Origin of the sequence: Nostoc mirabile CHAB5784 (assembly GCF_020829645.1) — a bacterium.
Classification (GTDB): Bacteria; Cyanobacteriota; Cyanobacteriia; order Cyanobacteriales; family Nostocaceae; genus Nostoc; species Nostoc mirabile.
This window is the reverse complement of sequence record NZ_JAIVFS010000015.1, coordinates 68,779-94,098: the sequence shown is the minus strand read 5'-3', so window position 1 is coordinate 94,098 and position 25,320 is coordinate 68,779. Positions and strand designations below refer to the sequence as shown.

Below are 25,320 nucleotides of genomic sequence, written 5' to 3'. Positions count from 1 at the left end.
TCTTCTCTCAGTAATTTACTAGTTCCAGACTTAGTGTAAGAACATCGTCTTCATAGTCCCTCTACGCCCTAGCAAGCAAACTGATGTTTAGCATACCACTACTCACTTGGATTCAATACAACGATAATTTCTGCAAGCCTAATTCTCAGAGGTTTCCAGTGGGGATTGGTGGAGGAAAAAGTAGCATCCCCAGACACCGCTTCGTAGTCATTGGGGAACTTTTCGTAAGCATTAGGAGCAGTATCTACTCGTAGGATGAGTTTGCCCTGATAGCTAGATAATCGGCTACTATCTAACAAAATCGTGCCGCCGTAGTCCCATGCCAATCCATAGAGTTTAAAGTTACCTAACTTCTTACGTAATTCGCTCAAAGGGGTTCCCACTCCAATACCTTCGCGGGTTTTCCAAGCTGAACCCAGGTTACGCACATCTAGAGGTTTAGTACGAGTATTATCACTCCAAACTACCAGTAAAGATCGCCCCTGATTTAGATTTAACTGAGTAGCTGCAAAACTACCCATTCCTTCGGGGCCTGAAATGGTTTTATCAACGAGACGAGATCCACCAAATAGTTTGACTAAATCTTGCTTGGTGGTTGTGCGTGTTATCGGCCCAACTCTTTCCCCAGGAACGATTAAGGTATCTGTTAATGGTTGCGATTTAGCAACAGTAATTGGATGATTGATTTTCTGGGGTAGTGCAAAGGCTGGGTTTGCTGAATAGTTTAGCAGTAAAGCTAAAGTAGCTATAGCAAAGCCTTTGATTGATGAATTCATGGGTTCTATTTTGGGTAGTAGAATCTCAGTCAGAAGCGTTAAATAAACAATAACTACTACAATTTCCCAATGACAAATTCCTGATTTTCCCAAAATTTTATTTCATCGCTCTAGTTGCGTTTAAAATTGCAAGCATTGCTACTCCCACATCAGCAAAGACAGCTTCCCACATTGTCGCTATACCTAAAATACCCAATCCAATAAATACACCTTTAATTGCTAAAGCAAACCCAATATTTTGCCAAACAATTTTACGGGTTTTTCTGGCGATTTGTATTGCTTCTGCCACTTTTGAGGGTGCATCTGTCATAATCACAATATCGGCAGTTTCTATGGCTGCATCTGAGCCTAACCCGCCCATTGCTATGCCAACATCTGCTCTAGCAATCACTGGCGCATCATTAATGCCATCCCCAACAAAGGCAACTTTACTATGCTTACCAACGGTGCTGAGTAATTTCTCAATGGCATTGACTTTTCCTTCTGGTAATAACTCTGCTTCGTAAGCATCTATACCTAACTGTTGAGCAATCCGGGATGCGATCGCTTGATTATCTCCTGTCAACATTACTGTTTTCTCTACACCCATTCCTTTGAGTGCTTGAATAGCCTGTATAGCATCTTCTTTGGGTTCATCAGCAATGACAATATACCCAGCGTAAATATTATCCACTGCTAGATGAATAACTGTTCCTTCTAACTGGCAATTAGCATGAGTAATATTCTCTCTATGTAATAGGCGATCGCTTCCCGCTATCACTACCCTATTTTCAACCTTGGCTTTAATTCCATAGCCTGGTATCTCTTCATAATCTCTCACCTCAAATTCATCGATTTTTCCACCATAAGCCTTGCGGATAGATTGAGCGATGGGATGATTTGAGTGCAATTCTACTTTGGCAGCTAATTGCAGCAGTTCTTGTTCATGGTAGCCATTTGATGGTACTATTTTTGCTACTTTAAATACCCCTTTTGTTAACGTTCCAGTTTTATCAAAAACAACTGTATTCACTGCATTTAAAGCATCTAAAAAAGTAGAGCCTTTAACCAAAATACCACGTTTAGCTGCACCTCCTACACCTCCAAAGTAACCTAAGGGAATACTGATAACTAGTCCACATGGACAGGAGATAACTAGTAAAATTAGGGCGCGATAAACCCATTCTGAAGAAGTTGCACCAGCAATGAATAAAGGAGGTAATAATGCAACTCCTAGAGATGTAAAAACTACTATCGGCGTATAATATCGGGCAAATTGAGTAATAAATTTTTCTGTTTCTGCTTTTTTACTTTTGGCATTTTGCACCAAGTCTAAAATCTTGACAATAGATGAGTCATCAAATAGTTTCGTAACTCTAATGTTGAGAACACCCATTTTGTTGATCATCCCAGCCAAAACTGTCTCTCCCAGTCTCACTGTTCGCGGTACAGACTCTCCAGTTAATGCAGATGTATCGACTTGCGAATTCCCATCTATAATCTCACCATCTAAGGGAATCTTTTCCCCAGGTTTTACAACGATAATATCTCCAATATTTACTGTATTGGGGGATACTTTTTTTAATTCTCTCTCTGTTTGAATATTGGCATAATCTGGACGTACTTCTAATAAAGCTTTGATGGAATTACGAGAACGACTAACGGCAATATCCTGAAACAATTCCCCAATTTTATAAAATAACATAACTCCGACAGCTTCGGGTAACTTATGAATTGCGATCGCCCCTAATGTCGCTACTGCCATCAAAAAGGTTTCATCGAATACTCTACCTTTGAGGATATTGCGCCCAGCAGTTTTTAAAACACTCCATCCACTTAATAAATAGGCAGGGATGAAAAGCAGATATTCACCTATTGAGTAGAATGTATTGTGTAATTGATTTTCAAAAATTACACCAGGCGCATATAAACTTAAAATTACTACCAAAGGCAATATCTCATTTTTCAGATTGAATTCTCCACCGTGGTCGTGATTGTGGTCATGGTTATGATTATCATCATGATTATGGTTATGTTTCTCATGATGGTCATGTTCACAGTTGCAACAACCTGAAGATTCTGAATGTAGTTTTCGCTTCATCTTTTCTGTTGAGGCTAGTAAATTACTTGATATATGAGCCTTTTACCAAATGTAATGAAAAAAATAACTTTTTACAAGTTGATAATTTAAGAACGAGAATCTATCTCAGATTTATTGCTAAATATTTATCCTATCTTTTGGTTTAAATTAAGATTTATAATCTTGTAAAGACAGCTATACCGATTTTTAATTGTATAGAATAATGTCAAAATATAACTTTTGTTCGTAGTGAACAATTTATCGCTCTGCATAAGATTTCAAAGACAAAGAGTCCCTTGCATCAAGCCAACAATTACCAACTTGTGGATATAGAGCGGATTTAAATTTGTTGAAATACACTACTTAGGTTTCAAATCCAGACATCAAGCCTGTTTGACTGCTGAATTCTGCTGTAGCAAGTAATTTGTGATCAAACTGGGTAGATAGGGAACTTTGTTGAGTAACAAGTGTCAGGCTAGCTATTCTTAGGGAAAACTCACTTGAAGTTTGAAAGTGAATCGAATACCCTAAACTAGTAGACAATTTTCTCAAGTAAATTTATGAACAAAAAAATTATCCTGAATTTGCTTTCTAGTTCCTCAATTTTTGTGTCGCTGATGTCTACGCTGGCGGTATTGAATCCTGCCCATGCTAGTATTACTCAGCGATTAATGCACACACAAGACGGTCGTACCTGTATCACTAACCCACATGGTGGAAAAGATTTTGTGTGCATTCGAGATTCAGAGAGAACGCAACCGTATACCTCTACACGTTCCTCAACCATTGCCACATCAGTATCAGATGAGAATGTTGCCATGTTGGACTTTACTGAAGAGGAAAGCGATGCCGCAATTCAGTTATTTAAATGTGACTGTCCATTCTGTTTGAATTCTTTGCGTCAGTTGCGCGGTACTGGAAATTTAGTCTACTAAGATTGAAGAGGGCTGATAGCGACTATAACTTCTGTTAGATACGCGTGATTAATCACGTATAGAACATATACGAAACCAAAAAAGCATTTTTAACTAAGTACCACTACTATTATTTGGTCAAATCTAAATTCATTCTTGGGGCGGTTTATAGGGGCAATTCATGAATTGCCCCTATAGCGTGTCTAGTTTTGCGTAGCGTCCTGTTTATTCAACCACCTCATTCACAGGGAATCTATCTATCAACTGCATTGCCCGATGGGCATTACGCCAGAAAGAGTCTGGTAAATGGGGAACGTGGGGTATTTGTGATAATAAATCCAACGTCCGCCGTAAAATTCTCACCACGTCGCCTTCATCCAAGGTGGTGTTCTCGCAGAGTTCTATCCACTCCATTCCTAGCGCCCATTGTTCCACTATGGCAATTAACTCAAACTCCAACCATATAGGCAGCGCTACGTTATAACGCCGTTGTAGTTGGAACATTTGGCGACGAATTCCCCGCAATTTTGCTAAGGCTTCTGCCACTTCATTACTAAGCTCAAAGTTAACCTTGCTATCTGGACGGGGCGTTTCCATCACCAAACCGGCGGCGGCGGCGGCTAAATGATGCGGATCTAAGTTGTCCAATTCACCACTAACGAATACTAAACCCAGCCACAATTCATTCTCGCCCCGAATGGCGGCAGCAATTCGCCCTAATACTGTGGGCACTAAGTTATCCAAACCGCCAAAGTGTTGCAGAATTGCGATTAAATTGAGAAATTCTTCCCAATGACGTTGTGAGTGTTGCTCTACTTGCCCTTGCAACTGTTCAAGTTCGGCTTCTAGTTCGACATAGCGGGCCCGGCGCTTGAAAAGTGTGGCAGCATTGCCTGATTGATGTAGGGGATGAGCTTCTAATTGCTCTTGGACGGCGGTAGTGCGGCTGAGTTGTTCTGCTACTTCTGGTGCGAGATGCAATGATTCTATCGGATCGGGAATACGCGCAGCGATCGCAAATGTTTCCTGATTACCTCGGCGCGACTGTCCTGGCTTCAAAGGCATCTCTGGCGGTGGTAGTAAATCAGGTGGCACTTCAATTCGCGGCAGTTCAGCATACAAATCAACTACATCCCCTGTTGTTGCCACATACCAACGGTTATCGTGTCCCAAGCATACCAAGTAAGGAGCTTGACCAGAACCCGGCGATTTTCCCACTAAAACTGCGGTTACAGGAGTAGACACTGTGATGTTTTTACCCTTGAGACTCAACAGAGTTCCTGACACTGCAAATCCCAACATCATCCCCAATTCTTCTTGTCTATCTTCCTGCGCTTGCTCTTGCAAGGTTTTCAATATCTGGCGTTCCACTTTCAGGCGTTGCCGTAATTTCTCATAAATAGCCAGTTCATTTTCATCAACTGCGGCGATTTGCTCATGTAGTTGAGCTAATTGTTTTTGCAGTTCCGCAATCTCATCGTATTCTGGTCTTAAATGCAAAGTGGCCATGTACTGCCCAAAACTGCGTTCTATCAGTTCCCTGGTTTGCTCTAGGGTGTGTGTTTGCAGCAAGTTGAGTACCATGCCATAACTGGGCGTAAACTGGCTTACAAGGGGGTCTGGCTTGGATGTTCCCAAATACGCCGCTTCTTTGGCTCCTTCAAAGGGAGTTTGAACTGTCACCACATGACCTTGTTTATCCATCCCCCGGCGGCCTGCTCGTCCCGCCATTTGCAAGAATTCGGAAGCGTTCAACAGGCGGTGTCCAGTATCAGTACGCTTGGAAAGGGTAGAAATTACCGTTGTCCGGGCAGGCATATTAATTCCCGCCGCTAGTGTTTCGGTGGCGAATACTACTTTAATCAGCCCCTGCTGAAATAGTTCTTCTACCAGTGCTTTCCAAGCAGGCAAAATTCCAGCGTGGTGGGCAGCAATTCCCCGGTATAGGGGTGCAATTTGTCCAGAACGCCCTGCTTCGGGATTGCGGGCTAAAAAGTCATCAATTTGTTGCCGCAAAATCTGGGATTCTTCATTATTTACCAGCCATAAATCACCCACTTCTGCCACGGCTTTATCACATCCCCGGCGGCTGAAGATAAAGTAAATCGCTGGTAGCATATCCCGTTGCTCTAACTGGCTCAAGGTAAAAATGATTCCAGGAGCCTCAGGTCTACCACTTCTTCCCCTCTCCCTTTCTCCCCCTCTCCCCTTCTTCTTCTGAATAAGGCGGGGGTTAATTTTGGTTTTGCTATCATTCAGCAGGGGAAATAACCCTTTGGGATTGCAAAAGTGAAATTCCAAGGGAACTGGGCGAAAATCGGAGTAAATCAGGTCAGTTGGCCCGTGAACGCGGTTTAGCCAATCGGTGAGTTGATCGCTGTTGGCAACCGTTGCTGAGAGGGCTGCTAGTTGCACTTCCCGGGGACAATAAATGATTGATTCTTCCCAAACAGTACCGCGCTGGCGATCGTTCATGTAGTGGCACTCATCAAGTATCACCGCTTCAACGTCTACTAATGAGATGCCAACTTGCCCAATGGGTGTGCCATAGAGCATATTTCGGAAAATTTCTGTGGTCATCACCAAAATCGGTGCATCTCTGTTAATGGAGGCATCTCCAGTTAATAGTCCGACTTGATTAAACCCGAATTTTTCTCGAAAATCACGCAATTTTTGATTCGATAGCGCCTTTAGGGGAGTAGTATAAAATACACGTTTTCCTCGCGCCAGGGCGCGATAAATGGCGTATTCCCCGACTAATGTTTTGCCCGAACCTGTAGGGGCACATACGACTACGGAGCGTCCGGCGTTTAGGGACGCGATCGCTTCTTTTTGAAACTGATCCAGATCAAAGGGAAATATAGACCCTAAGTCAAGTTCTGGAGACGGTGCAGGATAATTCACTCAATCACATTTGCAACCAGATTGTTTACTATACTAACGAGTCTTTTGTCAACTTCGTTAGGGGGAGAGGGGAGTGGGGAGTAGGGAATAGGGAGTAGGGGACTAGGAATAGAATAAATTTTATTGAATTTTCCCCACTCCCCACTCCCCATTCCCCACTCCCTACTCTCTTATTTTCCCAGTTCTTGCGAGCGCTCTGTGGCAGCTTTGACTGCTTCAATTAAAGCTGAACGAAATCCTGCTTGTTCTAGCTTGGCAATCCCCGCAATGGTTGTACCACCGGGACTAGTAACGCGATCTTTGAGTTCTGCTGGGTGCATTTTGGTTTCATGTAACAGTTTCGCTGTTCCTAGTACGGTTTGCAAGGCTAGTTGATTGGCAATTGCTCTAGGTAAACCTGCGGATACTCCGCCATCAGCAAGTGCTTCTACCAAGAGCGCCACGTAAGCCGGGCCGCTACCAGATAGCCCTGTGACTGCATCCATCAGCCCTTCTGAGACTTCCACGACTTCCCCCACAGCAGAAAAAATCTGCTGTGCTATTTGGTGGTGCTTGGCATTGGTGTATGCACCTGAACAAATGGCGGTAATTCCCGCTCCCACTGTTGCTGGGGTGTTGGGCATTGCTCTAATAACTGGCAATTGCACAAATGCAGCTTCTAGCTGGCTTAAAGGCACACCCGCTAATATGGAAATGATTAGGGGTGAGTGTTCTTTATTAAGAATATCAATATTTGCTAATTCTTGAGCGATCGCGCTGAACACCTGCGGTTTTACTGCCAAAAAGACAACTTCTTTTACTTGGGTGAAAACCTCGCTATTATCTGTCGTCACAGCAACATCGTATTGCTGTTTTAAAAAATCTAGGCGTGAAGATAGCGGTTCGCTAACTATGACTTCTGATGATTGATAAGTTCCAAGCGCAATAAGGCGGGATAAGAGCGCTTCTCCCATTACCCCACCACCAATTAAGCCAAATTTTATAGTCATTGATCATTTGTCATCTGTCATTAGTCGTTTGTCATTTGTCATTTGTCACTATGATCAAAACCTAGGACTAATCACAAAGGACAAAGGACTAACAACTAATTTAATTTTATTGTGCCATCCGGTTAGTTTCGTTGCCCCAGGTTTGATTTGGAGAACCTGTAGGACGAGAGGTACGTGCTGGCGGTTGTGGTACTTCATGAAGAACGCCACCTTGGGTGCTAACTTGGACACAGCTTGGTGTAAACAAGAAGATGCTCTCACCGATGCGCTCTTGATGTCCATCTAGTGCGTAAGTACCACCTGCAACAAAATCTACTGCTCGTTGAGCTTGATCTGGATCCATGATTGTCAGATTTAATACCACTGACTTGCGTTCTCGCAACGCTTGAATTGCCTGGGGCATTTCTTCAAAGGTGCGTGGTTCGAGTACTAAAACTTCCGAAATTCCGTTAATTGCTCCTGGCATACCAATCACATTCCCCATTGGCTTTGAACCTGCTCCGATATCATCTCCCATTGTAGGCACTGGTTCCCGCCAGCGTCGATTTTGAGCGGCTGGGCTTTCCTGTGATGTCGGTGGTTGGGGATTTTCTTGCTGATACAGATTTTGGTAATTATTATCTCTATCTGGTTCTTCTTCGTAATACTCGTATTCCACTTGCTCATTTAGACCCACAAAGTCTCTGAGTTTGGAAAAGATATTGTTCATTGTCTGTGTACTCTCCTGGTGCGAATAGCCTGTATTGACTTGGCTTAGGATTGATTGAGTAGGAGCAATCGCTACATCGGTGGATACTTCAGCAAGTATATTGCTATTTGTAACCCATACTACTGGTTTTGGCGATGAACTGACACTTATTGCAAAGGTCTGTGCATCGCCTAAACATAATAATGAGTCAAGATTATATCCTAAGGTTTGTCCGAAGGAAAGCTCTTTTTACCCCATTTTCCCTTAGCGATTGCTTTTGTCAATACTATATCCTTTGTTTATAATTGCACCAGTTTGTTACAAGATTCTTGTCATCAAATCCTGATCTCTATTAATACTGACCTGTAAGGCTGATGATCAAAGGCTAAGAGCGATCGCCAAACAAAATTGTTCCTAATCGTACCATCGTTGCGCCTGCTTGCACTGCCAGTTCGTAGTCGCCTGACATACCCATAGACAGGTGCTGCATTTTAATGTGCGACCAGTTTTGCTCTTTTATTTTCTTTGCTAGCTCACGATTGAGATTAAATACATTCAAAATTTCCGGATCATTTAATCCTGAAGGCGGAATTGTCATCAAACCTTGAATTTGTAAATTTTTGTATTGATCGAGTGTGGATAAATCAGCCAAAAGTTCTGGCACACTCCAACCAGACTTGTTGGGATCGGGGAGAATTTTCACTTGCAGGCAAACTTGGGGACTCACTCCTAGCTGTTGCGCCAATTGATCTAAGCGCTGTGCCAGCTTCAAGTTATCGACGGAGTGAATCCAAGGGAATTGTTCAACGGCTTTTTTGGCTTTATTGCTTTGCAAATGTCCAATAAAATGCCAGGTAATATCCGGTAAGTCTTGCAACTCGGCTTGTTTGCTGGCGGCTTCTTGGATACGACTCTCCGCAAAATCACGAATTCCTGCGGCATAGGCAGACCGAATGGCCTGGGCAGAAACTTGCTTGCTAACAGCAATCAATTTGACTGAAGTTGGCAAGGAGGAACAAATGGAAACAATACGTTCGGAAATCGAACTGCTCATTGGAAGGTGCGTTGGAAAACACTCTGAAGCTGATCGTACTCCTGAGATTGTCCACTGCGCCGCAGGGTACGTAAGCGATTTTCCAACATCATTCTAGCCTCAGTACGTCCTAGAGACTGGAATTTAACACCTTTAACGTCATTTGCAACCAAAAAAAACAAGCGCTGGGCATAAAGTGTGGTGAACAAATCCTGGTTCTCATCAACCATACAGATTTTGTAGAGTAAACCCCAAGTTGGATGGTTTATGTAAGTTTCTGCGTTTTCTGGATTCATTTAAAAGTCAAGGTGTAGTCACAGGTGGAGTATATATATCTTTTCGCAGTGAATTCCAAACATTCTGACGATAATACCAACATTCGCCAGAATATTTCCTTAAAATGCAAAACTGCGATTGCGAAGACCTTGATCTAGTTTCTAATGGGCAGATGAAGCTAGTGGTAGTGAAGCGAAATGGTACAACATGAAACGCGAAGTGTAGACTCGAAGAGTAGAGGCTTGTCGATAGATTTCGCCTTATGCTTTGGTGACTCAAATACACCAACCTGGCGGGCACAAGGCATAAAACAGTCCTGACCGTCTTATTGAAAGTTTAGCGTGTCAAGGGAAAACACCCTTTGAAATTCCCAACGGCAACAGCTAACTTTTCAACTTCTTTCCATACTGCCACAACTGTGGCTGAATGGCACAAAATTAGGGAGTGGGGAGTGGGGAGTGGGGAGTGGGGAGATGAGGGAGCAGGGGGAGCAGGGGGAGAAAGAATAACTAATAACCTACTCCCTACTCCCTACTCCCTACTCCCTACTCCCTATTGATTATTTAGCATTTTCAGGGCTGCAAGTTGTGCCTGAGCTTTGTGCAGAGATTCATACCATTCTTTCTCAGGATCGCTGTCTGCGACAATTCCCGCGCCAACTTGTCCCCAGACAATGTTGAGTACTGAGTGCTGGGGGATGAGTCTTGAGTGGGGAAATAAAGAAGAATTTACTCCCCCTGCCTCCCCTGCCTCCCCTGCTCCCCCTGTTTCTTGAGACACAGGAGCTAGTAGCAGGGTGCGGATTAAGATATCTAAATCTAAATGACCACGCCAATCTAAATAGCCGCAGGAACCGTAGAACAAGCTGCGCCGCACGGGTTCTAATTCTTCAATAATTTCCATGCAACGGACTTTGGGACAACCTGTGATTGTGCCACCTGGAAACGTGGCGCGGATCAAATCAATGGTGGTGCATTCGCCTTTTAAAGTACCTTTGATGTTGCTGACAAGATGCATCACATGGCTATATCGCTCAATTGTCAGCAATTCGTCAACTGTAACCGTTCCCCATTCACAAACTCGCCCTAAATCATTGCGTTCCAAGTCCACCAGCATGATGTGTTCTGCACGTTCTTTGGTATTGCTGAGTAAATCTTGTGCCAGTTGCATATCTTGTTCTGGAGTGGCACCACGCGATCGCGTCCCAGCGATCGGTCTGGTTTCGGCTTGCCGATTTTGCAACATTACTAACCGTTCCGGCGAACAACTAATCACTTCCCCCCAAGGCGTTTGCCAATAGCTGGCAAAAGGAGAAGGATTGATTTTTTGCAAGGCTTGGTAAATTTCCCAACCAGAAGCCGATGTAGACGCTTGAAATCGCAATGAAAGATTTGCCTGAAAGATGTCTCCAGCTTGAATATATTTTTTCGCCTGGTTTACAGCTGTTTCATAATCTGCTTGCGATGTCAAAAACAGAGGAGGTGAAGAAGATACAGGGACGCGGGGACAGGGAGACACGGAGAATTCTTGCCCTGCGTCTTTCTTTACTAACTTTTCCTGTAATTCATCGAGTCCACTTGCATCACTGGCGGCTAGCCAAAGAATCTGTTGTACGTGATCTAAAACGGCAAAACAATCTGGTTCATACCAAAAAGCTATAGGAAATGGTAGGGGATCAATTTTATTACGGGGTAACTGTTCAATTTCCCATCCTACATCGTAGCCTAGCCAACCCAACCAACCGCCAGTGAAGGGGAGGTGGGGAGGTGGGGGAGCAGGGGGAGCAGGGGAAGAGAACACTACCTCATCCCCCTCATCTCTCCCTACCCCTTGCTGTAACAACTTTTCTAAGAAGGGAAAAACCTCTCCTACTTCTGGTGTCCACATTTGGGGGATGCCATCGACTATGCGAGGAGCACCTGCACAGATAGAATGCCGGCTGAGTTGGGGATGATCGATTGGCGTTGGGTAGGGACTTTCCAGTAGGGTAGCAATTCCCGATGCGGAGGTGGCGTGAAAAAGAGTAGCAAAAACTTCCGAACCTGTGCGTTTTTCTAAGGGTAGCGATCGCCAATACCAAGCCTTGATCATACTGTTTAAAAGCGTTGTCAATAATTAGTTAACAGTTTTTAGCAGTGAGTAGAAATAACTACGACTACTAACCACTGACAAAATGCTATTACCTCTTACCACTTTCTCGGTGCAAAATTAGACCTGAGTTCCTATAGCTAGCCGTATTCCCCAGAATAAAATTAAAGTTGCAATAGCAAGCCAGTCACGCCCTTTAAATCGTAAGTCATACCACTGCACTCGATGCTCGTTAGGACTGGTAAAACCCCGCACCATCATTGCATTCGCCATTTGATCGGCTCGTAAGAGCAGATTTTCTAACAGTCTCTCTGCGACTGTCATCCAAACTTTGAATCCTCCTTTCAATCCTAGCTTTTTCCAATTAATTGCCCTTGTCATCACGGAGCGAAATAAGTTTTGCACTTCTTCTAAAACCAGGGGAATAAAGCGCAAGGATAAGGTTAAAGTTAAAGCAATTTCGGTAACAGGCCACTTGAAGCGTCGCAGGGGTTGCATTAGGCTTTCTATGCCAGATGTGATTTCTTCTGGTGCGGTTGTCAGCAGATACAGGTTGGTGCTGTAAATTACGGTAAATATAATTGTACTCAGACGTACAGCCAAATCCAAGGAACGGCGAGTTACTTTGACTGGGCCTTTGTGAAATAGCACATAGCTGTATTTCTTATTACTGGCTGGCTCTTGAACAATATTTTTGGAGTTTGCTTGCTGGGTTAATATTTGTTCATTAGCTGGGAGGCGTGGCTGATAATCTACACCCATTGCATCAGGACTGATGGCTCCGATCGCTAAGATAAAAAACGATAGCATTAACAGCCAACCCATTTGCTGCTGCCATACTCGGCGGGGAATCCTAGCAATCAAGGTGGCAAGAATCAATATTACTACCAGCAGCAGCCGCCAAAAGTTGTTAGCTAAAACATAGCTTGTTAAAAAGCTCATCAACCAGGCGAACTTGACTCGCGGATCGATTTTATGCAGCCAAGTTTGGGGTTGTTCTAAATAAAGTCCAAGTGGCAGCGATCGCAATAAATCCATTTGAAAGTTAGGAGTGAGGAGTAGAGACGCGATTCATCGCGTCTGTACAAGAGTTAGGAGACGCGATTCATCGCGTCTCCTAACTTATTTTGACGCGAGTTGCTCTATTAACATTACCAATTTCGGCATCACGGACTTTTTTGCTCCGCCACAGCAAAATAATTGGCGTGCCTTTAAATCCTAGCTGTTGCCGGAATTGGCGTTCAATGTAGCGGCGGTAGTTGTCGTTGAAGCGTTTGGAATCATTGACAAATAGAGCGATCGTTGGTGGTTGGCTACTTACTTGTGTACCATAATAAATCTTGCCCTGACGCCCACCACGGGATGCTGGCGGTGAATGCCAACTGACGGCATCTGTTAAGACTTCGTTAATAACTGATGTACTGACACGGCGTTTGTGTGATTCAGCCGCCGTTTTCACCAACTCTAGAACCTTTTCTACCCGTTGTCCTGACAAGGCACTCACAAAAATTGTTTCTGCCCACTCGGTAAAATGTAACCGTGATTGCAGAGTTTTTTCGTAGTCGTAGATTGTGTAAGAGTCTTTTTCAACAGCATCCCACTTGTTAACGACGATGATGCAAGCTCGACCTTCTTCGATAATCCGCCCAGCTAATTTTTGGTCTTGCTCAGTGACTCCATCTACGGCATCTATTACTAATAAAACCACGTCAGCGCGGCGAATCGCTTTGAAAGCACGGTTAATACTAAAGAATTCTGTGCCGTATTCTATGTGTTTCTTTTTGCGAATGCCTGCGGTGTCAATCAAACGGTAGGTTTGTCCTTCTCGTTCAATGACGGTATCAATAGCATCGCGGGTTGTGCCAGAAATGGGGCTGACAATTGCCCTCTCTTCCCCGACAAAAGAATTGAGTAAGCTCGATTTGCCGACATTCGGGCGTCCCACAATTGCTACTTTGATTTCATTGGTGTCTGGGATGTCTTCAATAGCAGGTATGTGATTAACTAACTCGTCGAGTAATTCTCCTGTACCACTTCCATGAATTGCGGAGATGGGGTAAGGTTCGCCCAATCCCAATTCCCAAAACTCGGCAGCTTGCATTAAGCCTTGTTCTGGGGATTCACATTTATTTACAGCTAGTAGAACGGGTACGGGTTGTTGGCGCATCCATTCGGCGATTTCTAAATCTGCCGATGTGGGGCCTGTTTGACCATCTACGACAAAAATAGCGCCACAGGCTTCTGCAAGGGCTGTCATTGCCTGTTGGCGAATTAGTGGTAAAAATTCGGTATCATCATTAAAAACTAAACCACCAGTGTCTACTACTAAAAATTCGCGACCATTCCAGAAAGCTGGTAGATAAGTGCGATCGCGTGTCACTCCCGGTTCATCATGGACAATCGCCGTTTGTTCCCCGGCGAGTCGATTAACCAGGGTGGATTTGCCCACATTCGGGCGTCCGATAATTGCAACAATTGGCAGTGCCATAAAACCAGGGTAAGTCAGAGGTGTAGTATATCACGTCCTTACATTTTACTCACTTTAAACTTGAAGTTTTAATCTCAGTAAACCAAAAAGTTTTTTCCAAAAGAGCGATTATCAAAATTTTTGTAGCCTGTGATACTTTTTAATCCCAAAATTTTCACCAACCAGGAGAGTATACATTAGGATTAATTATAGTTTGGTGAGTTATAAATTCTTGATATTAATCAGGTGGAAGATAAACACCTTCAACAACTTCAGTAAACCGAAAAGATTTCTAGAAGGCTTACCATCCGTTCATTTGACCGATGGGATACAATCCGCCAGAATGCCTGTATCATCTGCTTTTTGAGCAATAGGGCTGTAGATCCGTTCTCCTGTCCAGGCAAGCGATCGCTCTCGTCAGTCCTAGAAACGTCGCCTGAAACCCTTATTCTTCCGTCAACTTCCAAAAGTTTTCGGTCTACTGAAATTTTTTGTCTATCTTGAGATAGATTTATTTAATTTTTTACTCTCTCTTGGTAGATATTGATAATCAATTGTGTTAATTTAAAATTTTAATAAAGTCGTTGTTAATTATATAATGTCTGTTTTCCTAAATATATGGAGACTATAATAGGTGCTTTAATTTCTACTATTGGAGTTATAGGAGCTGCTTGGATTCAAGGTTATTATAGTAGTAAAACTAATAAAAATTCCAACAACTCTTCTACTCCTAATGAACCACAATCACAACCATACCAACCACAATCACAGTCCTATCAATCAAACCAAGTATCTTCAAGTAGTGAAACGAATCCTGTTTTAACAAGAGTGTTTAGTGCGTTTAGTGCTGCTCTTGGTTTAATTTGGCAGATGGTTTTTATTGCTGTACTTGCACATGTAACTTCTAACCCTAACCCTAATTATCGGGACAAAACATTATCAACTTTAATAGGTTTGTCTAATTTAGCTTGGTTTTTATGCTGGATTATTCCTCTTATAAATTCATCCTATAGATCAAGAAAGCTAAGTTTTAATTTGGGTATTGTTGGAAATATTTTGGCAACTTTTGCACTTCTTGGTTTTCCTGGATATAACGTTGCTACAAGCACAATTCCTTTTCTTTTTTTCTCATGGATAGTTTTATTTATTATATATTTCTTATATAAATTTTCCTACAATCAGAAGCGCATAGGATAAATGCGTTATCTCCAATGCACTCAAGTTAGCGAGTGCTAATGGAAAGAATTCAAAGTTAATCTATCAAATCTGAAATGAGTGTTTTTCCGAAAGGCGATCGCTAATAAATATCTACGTAGAGCTAAGTGCTATATACTACCATTTGCATAATTAATGCTTATAGTTAATGTAGGTTGGGTTGAGGAACGAAACCCAACATTTACCGAGATTTGTTGGGTAACGCTTACGCTCTACCCAACCTACAATTTCCCTTAACCGAGCAGTATTGATACACACGCAGGTATCGTTGCCTTGGCGCCAAACAAAAAATGTAATATGAAAAGTACCCGTGGGGGTACTATTTAAACATAATTGGATATTTTATACTCGCTTGCATTGTGCATAGAATAAAGATTTTCAACCAACATAAAAGTGGGGAAATAAACCAAAATCCCAATCATTATTATCTGAGCAGTTTAGAAATCATAGCTTTAGGAGATACGAATAACTATGACTCGTAACTTATACGCTTTGCTTATTGGTATTGACAATTATCCTGATTTAAATCATCGACTCCAAGGTTGTGTAAACGACATTACAGCAATAGAAGAGTATCTTAACAAACGATTTGATCAAAAAGAATACCAATTACATTTACAAACGCTTAAAGATGACCAGGCAACTCGTAAGGCAGTCATTGATGGTTTCCGGAAGCATCTTCGTCAAGCTGGACAAGATGATATAGTTTTGTTTTACTACAGTGGTCACGGTTCTCAGGAGTTAGCACCAAAAGAATTTTGGCACTTAGAACCCGACCATCTTAATGAAACCCTAGTATGTTGTGACAGTCGTACTGAAGGCGGCTGGGATTTGGCAGATAAAGAATTAGCAAAACTCATTGCTGAAGTAGCAGAAAAAGACCCGCACATTACCATTATTATGGATTGCTGCCACTCGGGTTCCGGCACCAAAGACCCATTGCAAGAGACAGGAATACGTCGCCTCCCTACAGACAAGCGAGAACGCCCACTGGATAGTTTTATATTTTCGCTCGCCGACTTAACGCAACTTTCAGATTCCCATGACCCTGAAAAACACCCCACTGGCTGGAAGATACCGAAAGGTCGTCATGTACTTTTAGCCGCTTGTCGAGACTACGAAACAGCGAAGGAATACTACGGTGGTGACAAACACCGGGGTAGTTTCTCTTATTTTTTGATAGATACACTTGCTAAAGCCAATGGCAAATTGACTTATCGAGATTTGTTTGGGCGGACAAATGCCATCATCCGCAGTAAAATTACAGCCCAGTCTCCTCAGATGGAAGTAAATAATCCTGAGGATGAAAACAAATTTTTCCTTGATGGAGCGATCGCAGAACGTCACCCCTACTTTATTGTTAAAAATGACCCAAACTATGGCTGGGTAATTGATGGTGGTGCTGTCCACGGAGTGCAACCACCCAAAGACGAGGAAACCACTTTACTAGCACTGTTTTCCTTTGATGCCAATATCCAAGACCTGCGTGACCCAACAAAGTCTCTGGGTACTGCAAAACTGACTAGGGTGCTACCAACGCAGAGTCAGGTAGATATCAAAGATGTGCCAGACCTCACTGCTGATGGTACTTCTTTTAAAGCAGTTGTTACCAGCCTACCGCTACCACCTTTAGGCGTTCACATTGAGGGAGATGAAGCCGATGTAACTCTCGCACGCCAAGCACTAGCAACAGCTGGACTTGATGATAAAGCTTCACCCTATGTGCGCGAGGAGAAAGAAGTTGGTAAAGCCGAGTTTCGCTTACTTTGTCGTCATCAACAGTATTTAATTGCCCGACCTACAGATGACCGACCTTTAGTAGCTCAAATTGATGGCTATAGTCCAGATAATGCAAAACAGGCAATTAAACGTTTAGAACATATTTCCCGTTGGACAACAATTGCGGAACTCTCAAATCCAGCAACTAAGATTAGAGCCAATGATGTAGAGATGAAACTCATCTTTGAAAATGAAGAATCATCTCAATTGCAGCAGATGCGTTTGCAGTACACGTATAGGGATGGTAAATGGCAAAATCCGGAATTTAAACTGAAACTCACCAATAAAAGTCAGAACCCACTTTACTTTGGCTTAGTCAACCTTTCAGACAGTTTCGCTATTAGCGCCCCATTTTTTGAAGCAGGTAGCATTAGGCTACAACCAGGAGAAGAAGTACTGGCTCTAGACGGCGAAAACTTGATACTCGAAGTCCCAGAGGAGTTGTGGTCACAGGGGATTACTGAGTACAAAGACATAATTAAATTGATTGTCAGTAACGAGGAATTTGATGCTAAATTGCTGACTCAAAATAAACTTGATGCTCCTCGTCCACCTGCCATAAGAGATTTAGAATCTGCAAATCAAAGTAGCCTTGACCGTTTGATGAATCGAACTCAAAATCGTGAAATCAAAGCCAAAAGTGCAGCAAAGTATGATGATTGGTATGCACAGGAAATTACCATTACCACTGTACGTCCCTTGGAGTCTACCCCAGTTTCTCAGACAGAACATAAATTATTAGGAGCAGGGGTGAAATTACAGGTGCATCCTAGCTTGGTGGCAAATGCTCGCCTAACTACCACACCACAAGTCAGCCGAGATTTAGGAAATCAAATTTTGCCCCCTATCCTGCGGGAAGATGCAGAAGTTACTCGACCTTTCCAATTTACTACCAGTCGAGGTACTGACCCGGGATTAAGTGTATTGGAATTGAACGAGATTCAAGATTACACAGTTGTCACCCCAGATGCACCTTTGAAGTTATTAGTAGATGCACCGTTAGCAGACAATGAATACCTTCTTGCTGTTGGCTATGATGGGGAATTTTTCTTGCCTTTAGGTCGCGGTAAAACAACTCAAGATAGCAAAATAGAAATTGAGATAGAACGATTAACAGCTCCAGTTAGTCAGGGAGAACGTAGCCTGCAAGGGTCTATTCGCATCTTCTTTGAAAAAGTAATCAGTCGCCATTTTGGACGGGAATTTAAATATCCCATTTTAGCAGTGGCTGAGGTGGGAGATGAGAATAAAGTAACTTATAAACGCGATGTGATTGATGTTCAGCAGCGAGTCGCAAAAGCACAAAGAATTGCCCTCTATATACACGGGATTATTGGCGATACTGAAGGTTTAATTAGTAGTATTAATCAACCAGTATTGCAAGCAGATGGGCAAAAGCTTTCTATCAGCAAACTTTACGACGTAGTTCTTACCTTTGACTACGAAAACCTGAATACTTCAATTAAAGAGAATGCCGAAAATTTGAAACGGCGGCTAACAGAAGTGGGTTTAGGAGCAAATCACGGTAAAGAACTACACATTATTGCTCATTCAATGGGAGGTTTAGTTTCTCGTTGGTTTATTGAACGAGAAGGAGGTAATAAAGTTGTCCAACATTTAATTATGTTAGGTACACCAAACACCGGTTCTCCTTGGCCAGTTGTTGAAGATTGGGTAAAACTCACTTTGGGTATTGGACTCAACAGACTTTCTACAGTTGCTTGGCCTGTAACAGTGCTGACAGGTTTGATGGGAATTCTTGAAAAAAATATTAGAGTAGCTCTAGCTGAGTTAAACCCAAACTCTGATTTTCTCAAATCTTTGGCAGCAAGTGAAGATCCTGGCATTCCCTACTCAATTATTGCTGGCAATACGTCTATTATTCCGGCAGCATTAGAGCAACAGCTAGAGAAAAAATCTAGTGTTTTAGAACGGTTACAACGAAGTTTATTTAACAAAGTTGTAAATTTACCTTTCTTTGGTGTACCAAATGATATTGCAGTCACTGTAGATAGTATTGAGAATATTCCAAAAGGGCGATCGCTTGCACCCTTTGTTCAACAAGTAGCTTGCGACCACTTAAGTTACTTCAGCATCGAATTACCAGAAGTCGGGTTAGACGCTTTGATTACAGCGATCGTCGCCCAACAAAAGAAGTAGACAGTTGAAAGGCAAAAATAAGCATTTACTTTTGTTATTGTTGCCTTGATAAATTATATACCAATACAGTTAACTTGGGAGCATCCCAAATGTGTAAAAACATATTTTGTCATTGCGTTCGCCCTTGGCGTTCCCGCAGGGTACGTAATGAAATGAAGCGTTCGCGGAGCGTCTCGTAGAGAAGCAATCGCAACATCTAGACTTTGTGATTGCTTCATTCCGCTTCGCTTCATTCGCAATGACAATCTATCATCTTGGTAAATTTGCTTGCATTGGGATGCTCCCGTTAACTTAAGGATGTTTTGTAGAGATTTGATATACGTAAAGACGTTGCAATGCAACATCTCAAAGCGAAGTTATCAGTCGTACAAGTTATCTTAACCTAAAAGTATTGTGTTAAAGGCATCAGACTTGACCGAAAACGGAAAGGATACAGTTAAGGATAATCGTAGGTTGGGTGGAACTTAAGTGTTACCCAACAAACCCGCGAAAATGTTGGGTTTCGTTCCTCCAACGCCACTTGCTTCAAGTCGGGAAACCGCAAGGGCGCAGTGGCTCCCCAACCTACGCAGTTTATGGTTTTTGGCTTGACCGAAAACGGAAAGGATACAGAGCAACTGAATTTATTTATGGGGATCATTAATTTTGAATTTTGAATTTTGAATTTTGAATTCGGAGCAAAGCGACGTGATGCTGTGTCTGTGCGTGAGATTTTCATAAGTATTCAACTAAAATTGATATTAGATGAGGTCTACTAATGTCTAAGCATAATTTCAACCGGAATTTTGCGATTATTATCGGTATCAATGACTATGTAAATGGGATTAGAGAGTTAGAAACAGCAGTTCCTGATGCTCAAAAATTTGCTCAAATTCTCCAAGAGCAACATCAGAATCTCAAACAGCAATATCAAGCACAAAATAAATATGAAGTCCAGTTGCTATTGAATCAACGTGTTACCCTTAGCAAACTCAAAGAACTGATTGAAGACTTCAAACAAGGACAAATACCTTTTGACAACGAAAAAGTGGCAATTACCGAGAGCGATCGCGTCCTCTTCTATTTTGCTGGACATGGTATCGCTTTAGAGGCTCTAGAAAATCAAGAGGGGCCAGTAGGTTATTTGATTCCGCAAGATGCCACATTAGGAGATAGTAGTACCTACTTGCCGATGCAGGAGTTACATGATGCCCTAAATGCACTCCCTTGTCGGCACATGTTAGCAATTTTAGATTGCTGTTTTGCAGGCGCTTTTCGTTGGGCAAGTCTTAAGCGAGAGATTCAGCCCAAAGTCACAGTCTATAAAGAACGCTACGATCGCTTTATCAGCGATGCAGCTTGGCAAGTAATTACTTCTGCAGCAGATGATCAAAAAGCCTTGGATTCTTTGGGTGTGCGCGGGGAAGTAAAAGAAGGTAACGAGGTTCACTCTCCCTTTGCCAAAGCGCTTTTTGATGCCCTATGTGGAACTGACAAAAAAGCTGACTCGAATGATGATGGCATCGTTACGGCAACTGAACTGTACTCATATTTGCGAGAGCAAATTGAAGTTGTCACAGAAAAGAATTACAAGCGGCAAACTCCAAGTCTATGTCCCTTGAGAAAACATGACAAAGGGGAATTCATCTTTCTGTTACCTAATTTTGACCGAGATAAATTGGAGGATGCACCACCACTTAACTTAGAAAATAATCCTTATCGAGGATTGCAATCTTATGACGAAAAAGATAGTAACTTGTTTTTTGGTAGAGAAAACCTAATCAAACAGCTTTATCAGCAAGTCGTTTCCAATAAACAAACGTTGACAGTGGTACTAGGTGCTTCTGGAACAGGTAAATCCAGCTTAATGAAAGCCGGGTTGTTGAAGCGTCTGCGTGATTCTCAGGAGCATAAGTTTCAGATTTTAGATCCCATGCGTCCAGGGGAAAGTCCTTTGCAGGCTTTAGCACAGGTGTGTTTACCAATTGCAACTACAATTACTGTTGCAGAATTAGCAAAAGACGAGCAAGCTTTAGCAAACATCATTGAACGTTGGAGCCAGACTAATCCCCAGATTAAACTATTGCTGGCAGTTGATCAGTTTGAAGAGTTGATTACCCTGTGTAAGAGTGACGAACAACGAGAGCAATTTCAGAAATTGATCAAGAATGCGATCGCTAAATATCCCGACAAAATCCATGTAGTTATCACCTTGCGACTCGACTTTGAAGCGCAGTTTCAAAACTCTATACTCAAAGACTTTTGGAATGATGATACCCGATTTGTCGTCCCACCAATGACCCAGGATGAATTCCGGGAAGCAATTGAGAAACCAGCATCAGAAAAAGTCGTATATTTCGACCCTCCCAGCTTGGTGGATGAATTAATTAACGAAGTCGTACAAATGCCAGGTGGTTTACCCTTGCTTTCTTTCACCCTCAGCGAATTGTACCTGAAATATTTAGAGGAACGAAGGGACAACCGCGCCTTAAAAAAGGAAGATTACGAAGAGTTGGGAAGAGTTGTTGGTTCTTTGACCAAACGTGCTAACCAAGAATACGATCAACTAGTTGCAAAAGATCCTGCTTATGAACATACAATACGTCTGGTGATGCTGCGGATGATTTCATTGCAAGGCGGTGAATTAGCAAGGCGACAGGTTCCCAAGTCTGAACTAATTTACTCTGACAAGAAAGAAAGCGATCGCGTGCAAACAGTCATCAAACGTTTTTCTGAAGCCCGCTTAATCATTGAAGGTTCTAATTCTCAAGGCGAACCCTATGTAGAGCCAGCCCATGATGCTTTAGTGGAGGGATGGGATAAATTACTCAAGTGGAAAAAAGAAGAAGATATAATTTTACAACGGCGGCTAACAGCAGCTGCCGAAGAGTGGGAAAGTGTCGCCAGCAAAAAACAGCCATCAGACTTCCAAGCCAAAGCTGAAACTGTAATTGATTGGTTAGATCGTAGATTAAACGTTGCTGAAAACTTATTTAGCAAAATCCCGACTCGGCTTGTTCAAGGATTACAGCAAAGACAGCATCAACAAGAGGATTTGAGAGAGAAACCTATACAGTTTCTTTGGAATAGTAATCCTTATCTTGATGTATTGAATTGGGAACTCCAGTCTCATGACAATTGGTTTAATAAGTTAGAAACAGAATTTGTCCAACAAAGTGTTTTACAGAAACGCCGGAATATTAGTTGGCGATGGCGGATTGCGATCGCGGTTATCTTAGGTTTAAGCGGGTTGACTATTGCAGCGTTGTTTAATCAAAGAAGTGCAATTAGAAATTTCTCCGGTGCTTCTAGAGAAACAGCAGAAGCCAGGCTACAGCAGCGAGGATTAGATGCGTCACTTTATAGCCTCCAAGCCGCAAGGTTACTGCAACATCCACTTTTACAATTATTTCCTCCCGACGAGCAGCTACAAAATCAAGTCAGAGGCACACTGCAAGAAGCGGTTTATTCAGTCCGAGAAGACATCCGCATGGAAAAGCATAAAGGCACAGTTAGGAGCTTTCTTAGCCCAGATAATCAGCGTTTGGCTAGTGCTGGCGATGACGACACTATCCGCCTGTGGGATTTAAAAGGTCGTCTTGTCAAAGAATGGCAAGCACAGCAAAGCTTTGTCCATAATCTTACTTTTAGTCCAAACGGCCAACTAATAGCTACTGGCGGTCAAAATGATACCGTCCGCCTGTGGGATTTACAAGGTCGTCTTGTCAAAGAATGGTCAGCACAGCAAGGCTTTGTCAAAAATCTCAGTTTTAGCTCCAATGGTCAGCTTTTAGCTACTGCTGGGGCAAACGGTACTGTGCGCTTGTGGGATTTGCAAGGCAACCCCATTGGGCAACCTTTCAAAAAGACTGTGCTTCAAAAACAAGAACAAAAGATGGTTTGGGACGTAGCATTCAGCCCGGACGATAAAATCATCGCTAGCGCTGGCGATGACGGTCTTGTTAGCTTGTGGAACCCGCAAGGTAAGCTGTTGAAACAATGGAAAGGAGATAAAGACAATATCAGCAGCATCAAATTTAGCCCGGATGGTCAGCGACTAGTAACAGGGGGACAAGATACTACTGTTCGCCTCTGGGACTTGGAAGGTAAACCATTGGCAGAGCCATTTAAAGAGCATCAAGGCAGGGTCTGGGATGTAGAATTCAGCCACAACGGTCAGCAAGTAGCTAGCGTTGCTGGAGATGGGACTACCCTTGTGTGGAACTTAAAAGGCAAGCGGTTAGATAAATTTATAGGGCATCAAGGGCCAGTCAGAAGCGTCAGCATCAGCAAAGATAACCAGCTATTAGTTAGTGCTGGCGATGATGGGACTATGCGTGTGTGGAACTTAAAAGACGAACAGGTACAATTCACACAGCATCAATACCCAGTCCGTAGCGTCAGTTTTAGTCGTGATGGTAAGCAAATAGCTAGCGCCGGAAATGATGGTATTGTCCTCTTATGGAACTTACAAGCTCAACAGTTAGCACAGCCATTTCAAGGTCATCAAGGCAATGTCAACAGTGTCAGTTTTAGTCCGAGTGGTCAGCGCCTAGCCAGCGCCGGAGATGATGGCACTATCCGCTTATGGAACTTACAAGCTCAACAGTTAGCACAGCCATTTCAAGGTCATCGAGGCAAAGTCCGCAGCGTCAGTTTTAGTCCGGATGGTCAGCGTCTAGCCAGCGCCGGAGATGATGGTACTGTCCGCTTGTGGAACTTGCAAGGACAACCAAATCCTCAAACATTTCAAGGTCATCAAGGCAAAGTCTACAGCGTCAGTTTTAGTCCAGATGGTCGGCACATAGCCAGCGCCGGAGATGATGGTACTGTCCGCTTGTGGAACTTGCAAGGACAACAGTTAGCAAAGCCATTTCAAGGTCATCTAGGCCCTGTTTATGCTACAGCGTTCAGTCGTGATGGTCAGCAAATAGCCAGCGTCGGAGAAGATGGTACTATCCGCTTATGGAACTTGCAAGGTAAACCAACCCAGCAGCCATTCCAGGTATCTGGCATCCAACTCAAAGCAGTGGCGTTTAGCCCCGATGGCAAGATGATTGCCGTTAGCGGAGAGAAAGGTACAGTACAGTTGTGGAATTTACAAGGTGAAAAGTTTGCAGCTTGGATAGGGCATCGAAACTCTGAAGTTGAGAGTGTTAGTTTTAGCCCCGATGGCAAGTTCCTAGCTACCGCAGGCGAAGATGGGATCGCTGGACTGTGGCACATTGAATCATTCGACGAGCTGATACAAGGGGCTTGCGATCGCCTTGGTGACTATTTGCAGAATAACCCTAATGTGGAGAGCGATCGCCATCTCTGTAACAATGTACCATCAACCCCTGCAAATCTTGACAAGTAAGTTGGCACAGAAGCGATCGCCTACAGGATGCAAAAGGGGCAAAGCTTGGTTGATGTAATCGAGTGCTTTTTGCTTTTGTCCTAAATCGTTGTTTACTGCACCGAATGTTACTAAGTGTAGTCGCAACACCTGTGCGATCGCTCCGCTTGCAATGACGAAAATCCGGGAAATTTGCGTAAGTACTATAAACGTTGAAATATTTGTTACTAACATCGAAGCATTTGTTGCAAATGCTTAAACATTTATTGCGAATGTTTAAGCATTTGTGGGAAATATTTGAACATTTGTTGCCTGCATTGAAGCATTTGTTACAAACGTTTAAGCATTTGTTGCTAGCATCGAAGTTTTTGTTACCAACGTTGAAACATTCGTTGCCAACATCAGCGAAAGCGTAACTCACTCTAGTTTCACGTTACAGAAAGACGGCGAGAAAGCCCATTTCTTCTAGAGATGGGATGAATCGCCGTTCGCCGTCTTAGTCATTAGTCAGTGGTCATTAGTCATTAGTATTGTTTAGCACGATAAATTGGGTATAATTACTAATGACTAATAACTAATGACTAATGACTCGAAATCCCCCGGCTTGAAGCCGGGGGATGAGTTAAGTATCTATTGCAAAACTATGACAAACTTG

Annotated in this window: 16 protein-coding genes; 5 read left to right on the top strand and 11 right to left on the bottom strand. The window is 42.8% G+C overall.

Annotated elements, in window-relative coordinates:
• Positions 1–98: 98 nt before the first annotated feature.
• Together LC653_RS12625 and LC653_RS12620 are read right to left on the bottom strand one after the other, a co-directional pair.
• Positions 99–776, bottom strand: coding sequence for a hypothetical protein (locus LC653_RS12625; protein ID WP_229494801.1), 678 nt, complete (start codon positions 774–776; stop codon positions 99–101).
• Between the two features lie 97 nt (positions 777–873).
• A complete protein-coding gene (locus LC653_RS12620; protein WP_229494800.1) occupies positions 874–2,856 on the bottom strand; it encodes a heavy metal translocating P-type ATPase in 1,983 nt (660 codons plus the stop codon).
• Positions 2,857–3,395: 539 nt separating this feature from the next.
• Between LC653_RS12620 and LC653_RS12615 the strand changes: the two genes are divergently transcribed.
• Positions 3,396–3,770, top strand: a complete 375-nt coding sequence (locus LC653_RS12615; RefSeq protein WP_229494799.1) for a hypothetical protein — start codon at positions 3,396–3,398, stop codon at positions 3,768–3,770.
• Positions 3,771–3,974: 204 nt separating this feature from the next.
• On the opposite strand, the gene LC653_RS12610 is transcribed toward LC653_RS12615, so the two are convergent.
• The 5 genes from LC653_RS12610 to pipX all read right to left on the bottom strand — a co-directional run bounded on the left by LC653_RS12610 (position 3,975) and on the right by pipX (position 9,659).
• Entirely contained in the window at positions 3,975–6,653 is a 2,679-nt protein-coding gene (locus LC653_RS12610; RefSeq protein ID WP_229494798.1) for a DEAD/DEAH box helicase, read from the bottom strand.
• Positions 6,654–6,823: 170 nt separating this feature from the next.
• Positions 6,824–7,642, bottom strand: coding sequence for a pyrroline-5-carboxylate reductase (gene proC, locus LC653_RS12605; RefSeq protein ID WP_229494797.1), 819 nt, complete (start codon positions 7,640–7,642; stop codon positions 6,824–6,826).
• 106 nt (positions 7,643–7,748) lie between these two features.
• Complete coding sequence (locus tag LC653_RS12600; protein ID WP_229494796.1) at positions 7,749–8,351, bottom strand: cell division protein SepF; 603 nt, start codon at positions 8,349–8,351, stop codon at positions 7,749–7,751.
• A gap of 364 nt (positions 8,352–8,715) precedes the next feature.
• On the bottom strand, positions 8,716–9,384 hold the full coding sequence (locus LC653_RS12595; protein WP_229494795.1) for a YggS family pyridoxal phosphate-dependent enzyme: 669 nt from the start codon (positions 9,382–9,384) through the stop codon (positions 8,716–8,718).
• Positions 9,381–9,659 (bottom strand): transcriptional coactivator PipX, encoded by a 279-nt coding sequence (pipX, locus tag LC653_RS12590; RefSeq protein ID WP_109010971.1) that lies wholly within the window; start codon positions 9,657–9,659, stop codon positions 9,381–9,383. The genes LC653_RS12595 and pipX overlap by 4 nt, the downstream gene beginning before the upstream one ends.
• Before the next feature lie 341 nt (positions 9,660–10,000).
• Between pipX and LC653_RS12585 the strand changes: the two genes are divergently transcribed.
• Positions 10,001–10,198 carry a hypothetical protein gene (locus LC653_RS12585; protein WP_229494794.1) on the top strand — a complete coding sequence of 66 codons (198 nt, stop codon included), beginning with the start codon at positions 10,001–10,003 and terminating at the stop codon, positions 10,196–10,198.
• Here the strand turns inward: LC653_RS12585 and LC653_RS12580 are convergent.
• The 3 genes from LC653_RS12580 to der all read right to left on the bottom strand — a co-directional run bounded on the left by LC653_RS12580 (position 10,192) and on the right by der (position 14,215).
• The gene (locus LC653_RS12580) at positions 10,192–11,730 is read right to left on the bottom strand and encodes an anthranilate synthase component I (RefSeq protein ID WP_229494793.1); all 1,539 of its coding nucleotides are present in this window, start codon (positions 11,728–11,730) and stop codon (positions 10,192–10,194) included. The genes LC653_RS12585 and LC653_RS12580 overlap by 7 nt on opposite strands.
• 117 nt (positions 11,731–11,847) lie before the next feature.
• Positions 11,848–12,765, bottom strand: coding sequence for an energy-coupling factor transporter transmembrane component T family protein (locus tag LC653_RS12575; protein ID WP_229494792.1), 918 nt, complete (start codon positions 12,763–12,765; stop codon positions 11,848–11,850).
• Positions 12,766–12,844: 79 nt separating this feature from the next.
• The gene (gene der, locus LC653_RS12570; protein WP_229494791.1) at positions 12,845–14,215 is read right to left on the bottom strand and encodes a ribosome biogenesis GTPase Der; all 1,371 of its coding nucleotides are present in this window, start codon (positions 14,213–14,215) and stop codon (positions 12,845–12,847) included.
• Positions 14,216–14,812: 597 nt separating this feature from the next.
• Here der and LC653_RS12565 point away from each other — a divergent pair.
• The 3 genes from LC653_RS12565 (at position 14,813) to LC653_RS12555 (ending at position 24,686) form a co-directional block, all read left to right on the top strand.
• Positions 14,813–15,391, top strand: coding sequence for a hypothetical protein (locus tag LC653_RS12565; protein WP_229494790.1), 579 nt, complete (start codon positions 14,813–14,815; stop codon positions 15,389–15,391).
• Positions 15,392–15,880: 489 nt separating this feature from the next.
• Positions 15,881–19,348, top strand: a complete 3,468-nt coding sequence (locus LC653_RS12560) for a DUF7379 domain-containing protein (RefSeq protein ID WP_229494789.1) — start codon at positions 15,881–15,883, stop codon at positions 19,346–19,348.
• Positions 19,349–20,105: 757 nt separating this feature from the next.
• Complete coding sequence (locus LC653_RS12555) at positions 20,106–24,686, top strand: nSTAND1 domain-containing NTPase (protein ID WP_229494788.1); 4,581 nt, start codon at positions 20,106–20,108, stop codon at positions 24,684–24,686.
• On the opposite strand, the gene LC653_RS12550 is transcribed toward LC653_RS12555, so the two are convergent.
• The gene (locus LC653_RS12550) at positions 24,660–24,899 is read right to left on the bottom strand and encodes a hypothetical protein (RefSeq protein WP_229494787.1); all 240 of its coding nucleotides are present in this window, start codon (positions 24,897–24,899) and stop codon (positions 24,660–24,662) included. The genes LC653_RS12555 and LC653_RS12550 overlap by 27 nt on opposite strands.
• Positions 24,900–25,320: the final 421 nt, after the last annotated feature.

Coding starts and splice junctions, on each gene's coding strand:
- LC653_RS12550 (WP_229494787.1), bottom strand. CDS start 24,899: ATGTTAGTAACAAATATTTCAACGTTTATAGTACTTACGCAAATTTCC.
- der (WP_229494791.1), bottom strand. CDS start 14,215: ATGGCACTGCCAATTGTTGCAATTATCGGACGCCCGAATGTGGGCAAA.
- LC653_RS12615 (WP_229494799.1), top strand. CDS start 3,396: ATGAACAAAAAAATTATCCTGAATTTGCTTTCTAGTTCCTCAATTTTT.
- pipX (WP_109010971.1), bottom strand. CDS start 9,659: ATGAATCCAGAAAACGCAGAAACTTACATAAACCATCCAACTTGGGGT.
- LC653_RS12625 (WP_229494801.1), bottom strand. CDS start 776: ATGAATTCATCAATCAAAGGCTTTGCTATAGCTACTTTAGCTTTACTG.
- LC653_RS12595 (WP_229494795.1), bottom strand. CDS start 9,384: ATGAGCAGTTCGATTTCCGAACGTATTGTTTCCATTTGTTCCTCCTTG.
- LC653_RS12565 (WP_229494790.1), top strand. CDS start 14,813: ATGGAGACTATAATAGGTGCTTTAATTTCTACTATTGGAGTTATAGGA.
- LC653_RS12575 (WP_229494792.1), bottom strand. CDS start 12,765: ATGGATTTATTGCGATCGCTGCCACTTGGACTTTATTTAGAACAACCC.
- LC653_RS12580 (WP_229494793.1), bottom strand. CDS start 11,730: ATGATCAAGGCTTGGTATTGGCGATCGCTACCCTTAGAAAAACGCACA.
- LC653_RS12555 (WP_229494788.1), top strand. CDS start 20,106: ATGTCTAAGCATAATTTCAACCGGAATTTTGCGATTATTATCGGTATC.
- LC653_RS12560 (WP_229494789.1), top strand. CDS start 15,881: ATGACTCGTAACTTATACGCTTTGCTTATTGGTATTGACAATTATCCT.
- LC653_RS12600 (WP_229494796.1), bottom strand. CDS start 8,351: ATGAACAATATCTTTTCCAAACTCAGAGACTTTGTGGGTCTAAATGAG.
- proC (WP_229494797.1), bottom strand. CDS start 7,642: ATGACTATAAAATTTGGCTTAATTGGTGGTGGGGTAATGGGAGAAGCG.
- LC653_RS12620 (WP_229494800.1), bottom strand. CDS start 2,856: ATGAAGCGAAAACTACATTCAGAATCTTCAGGTTGTTGCAACTGTGAA.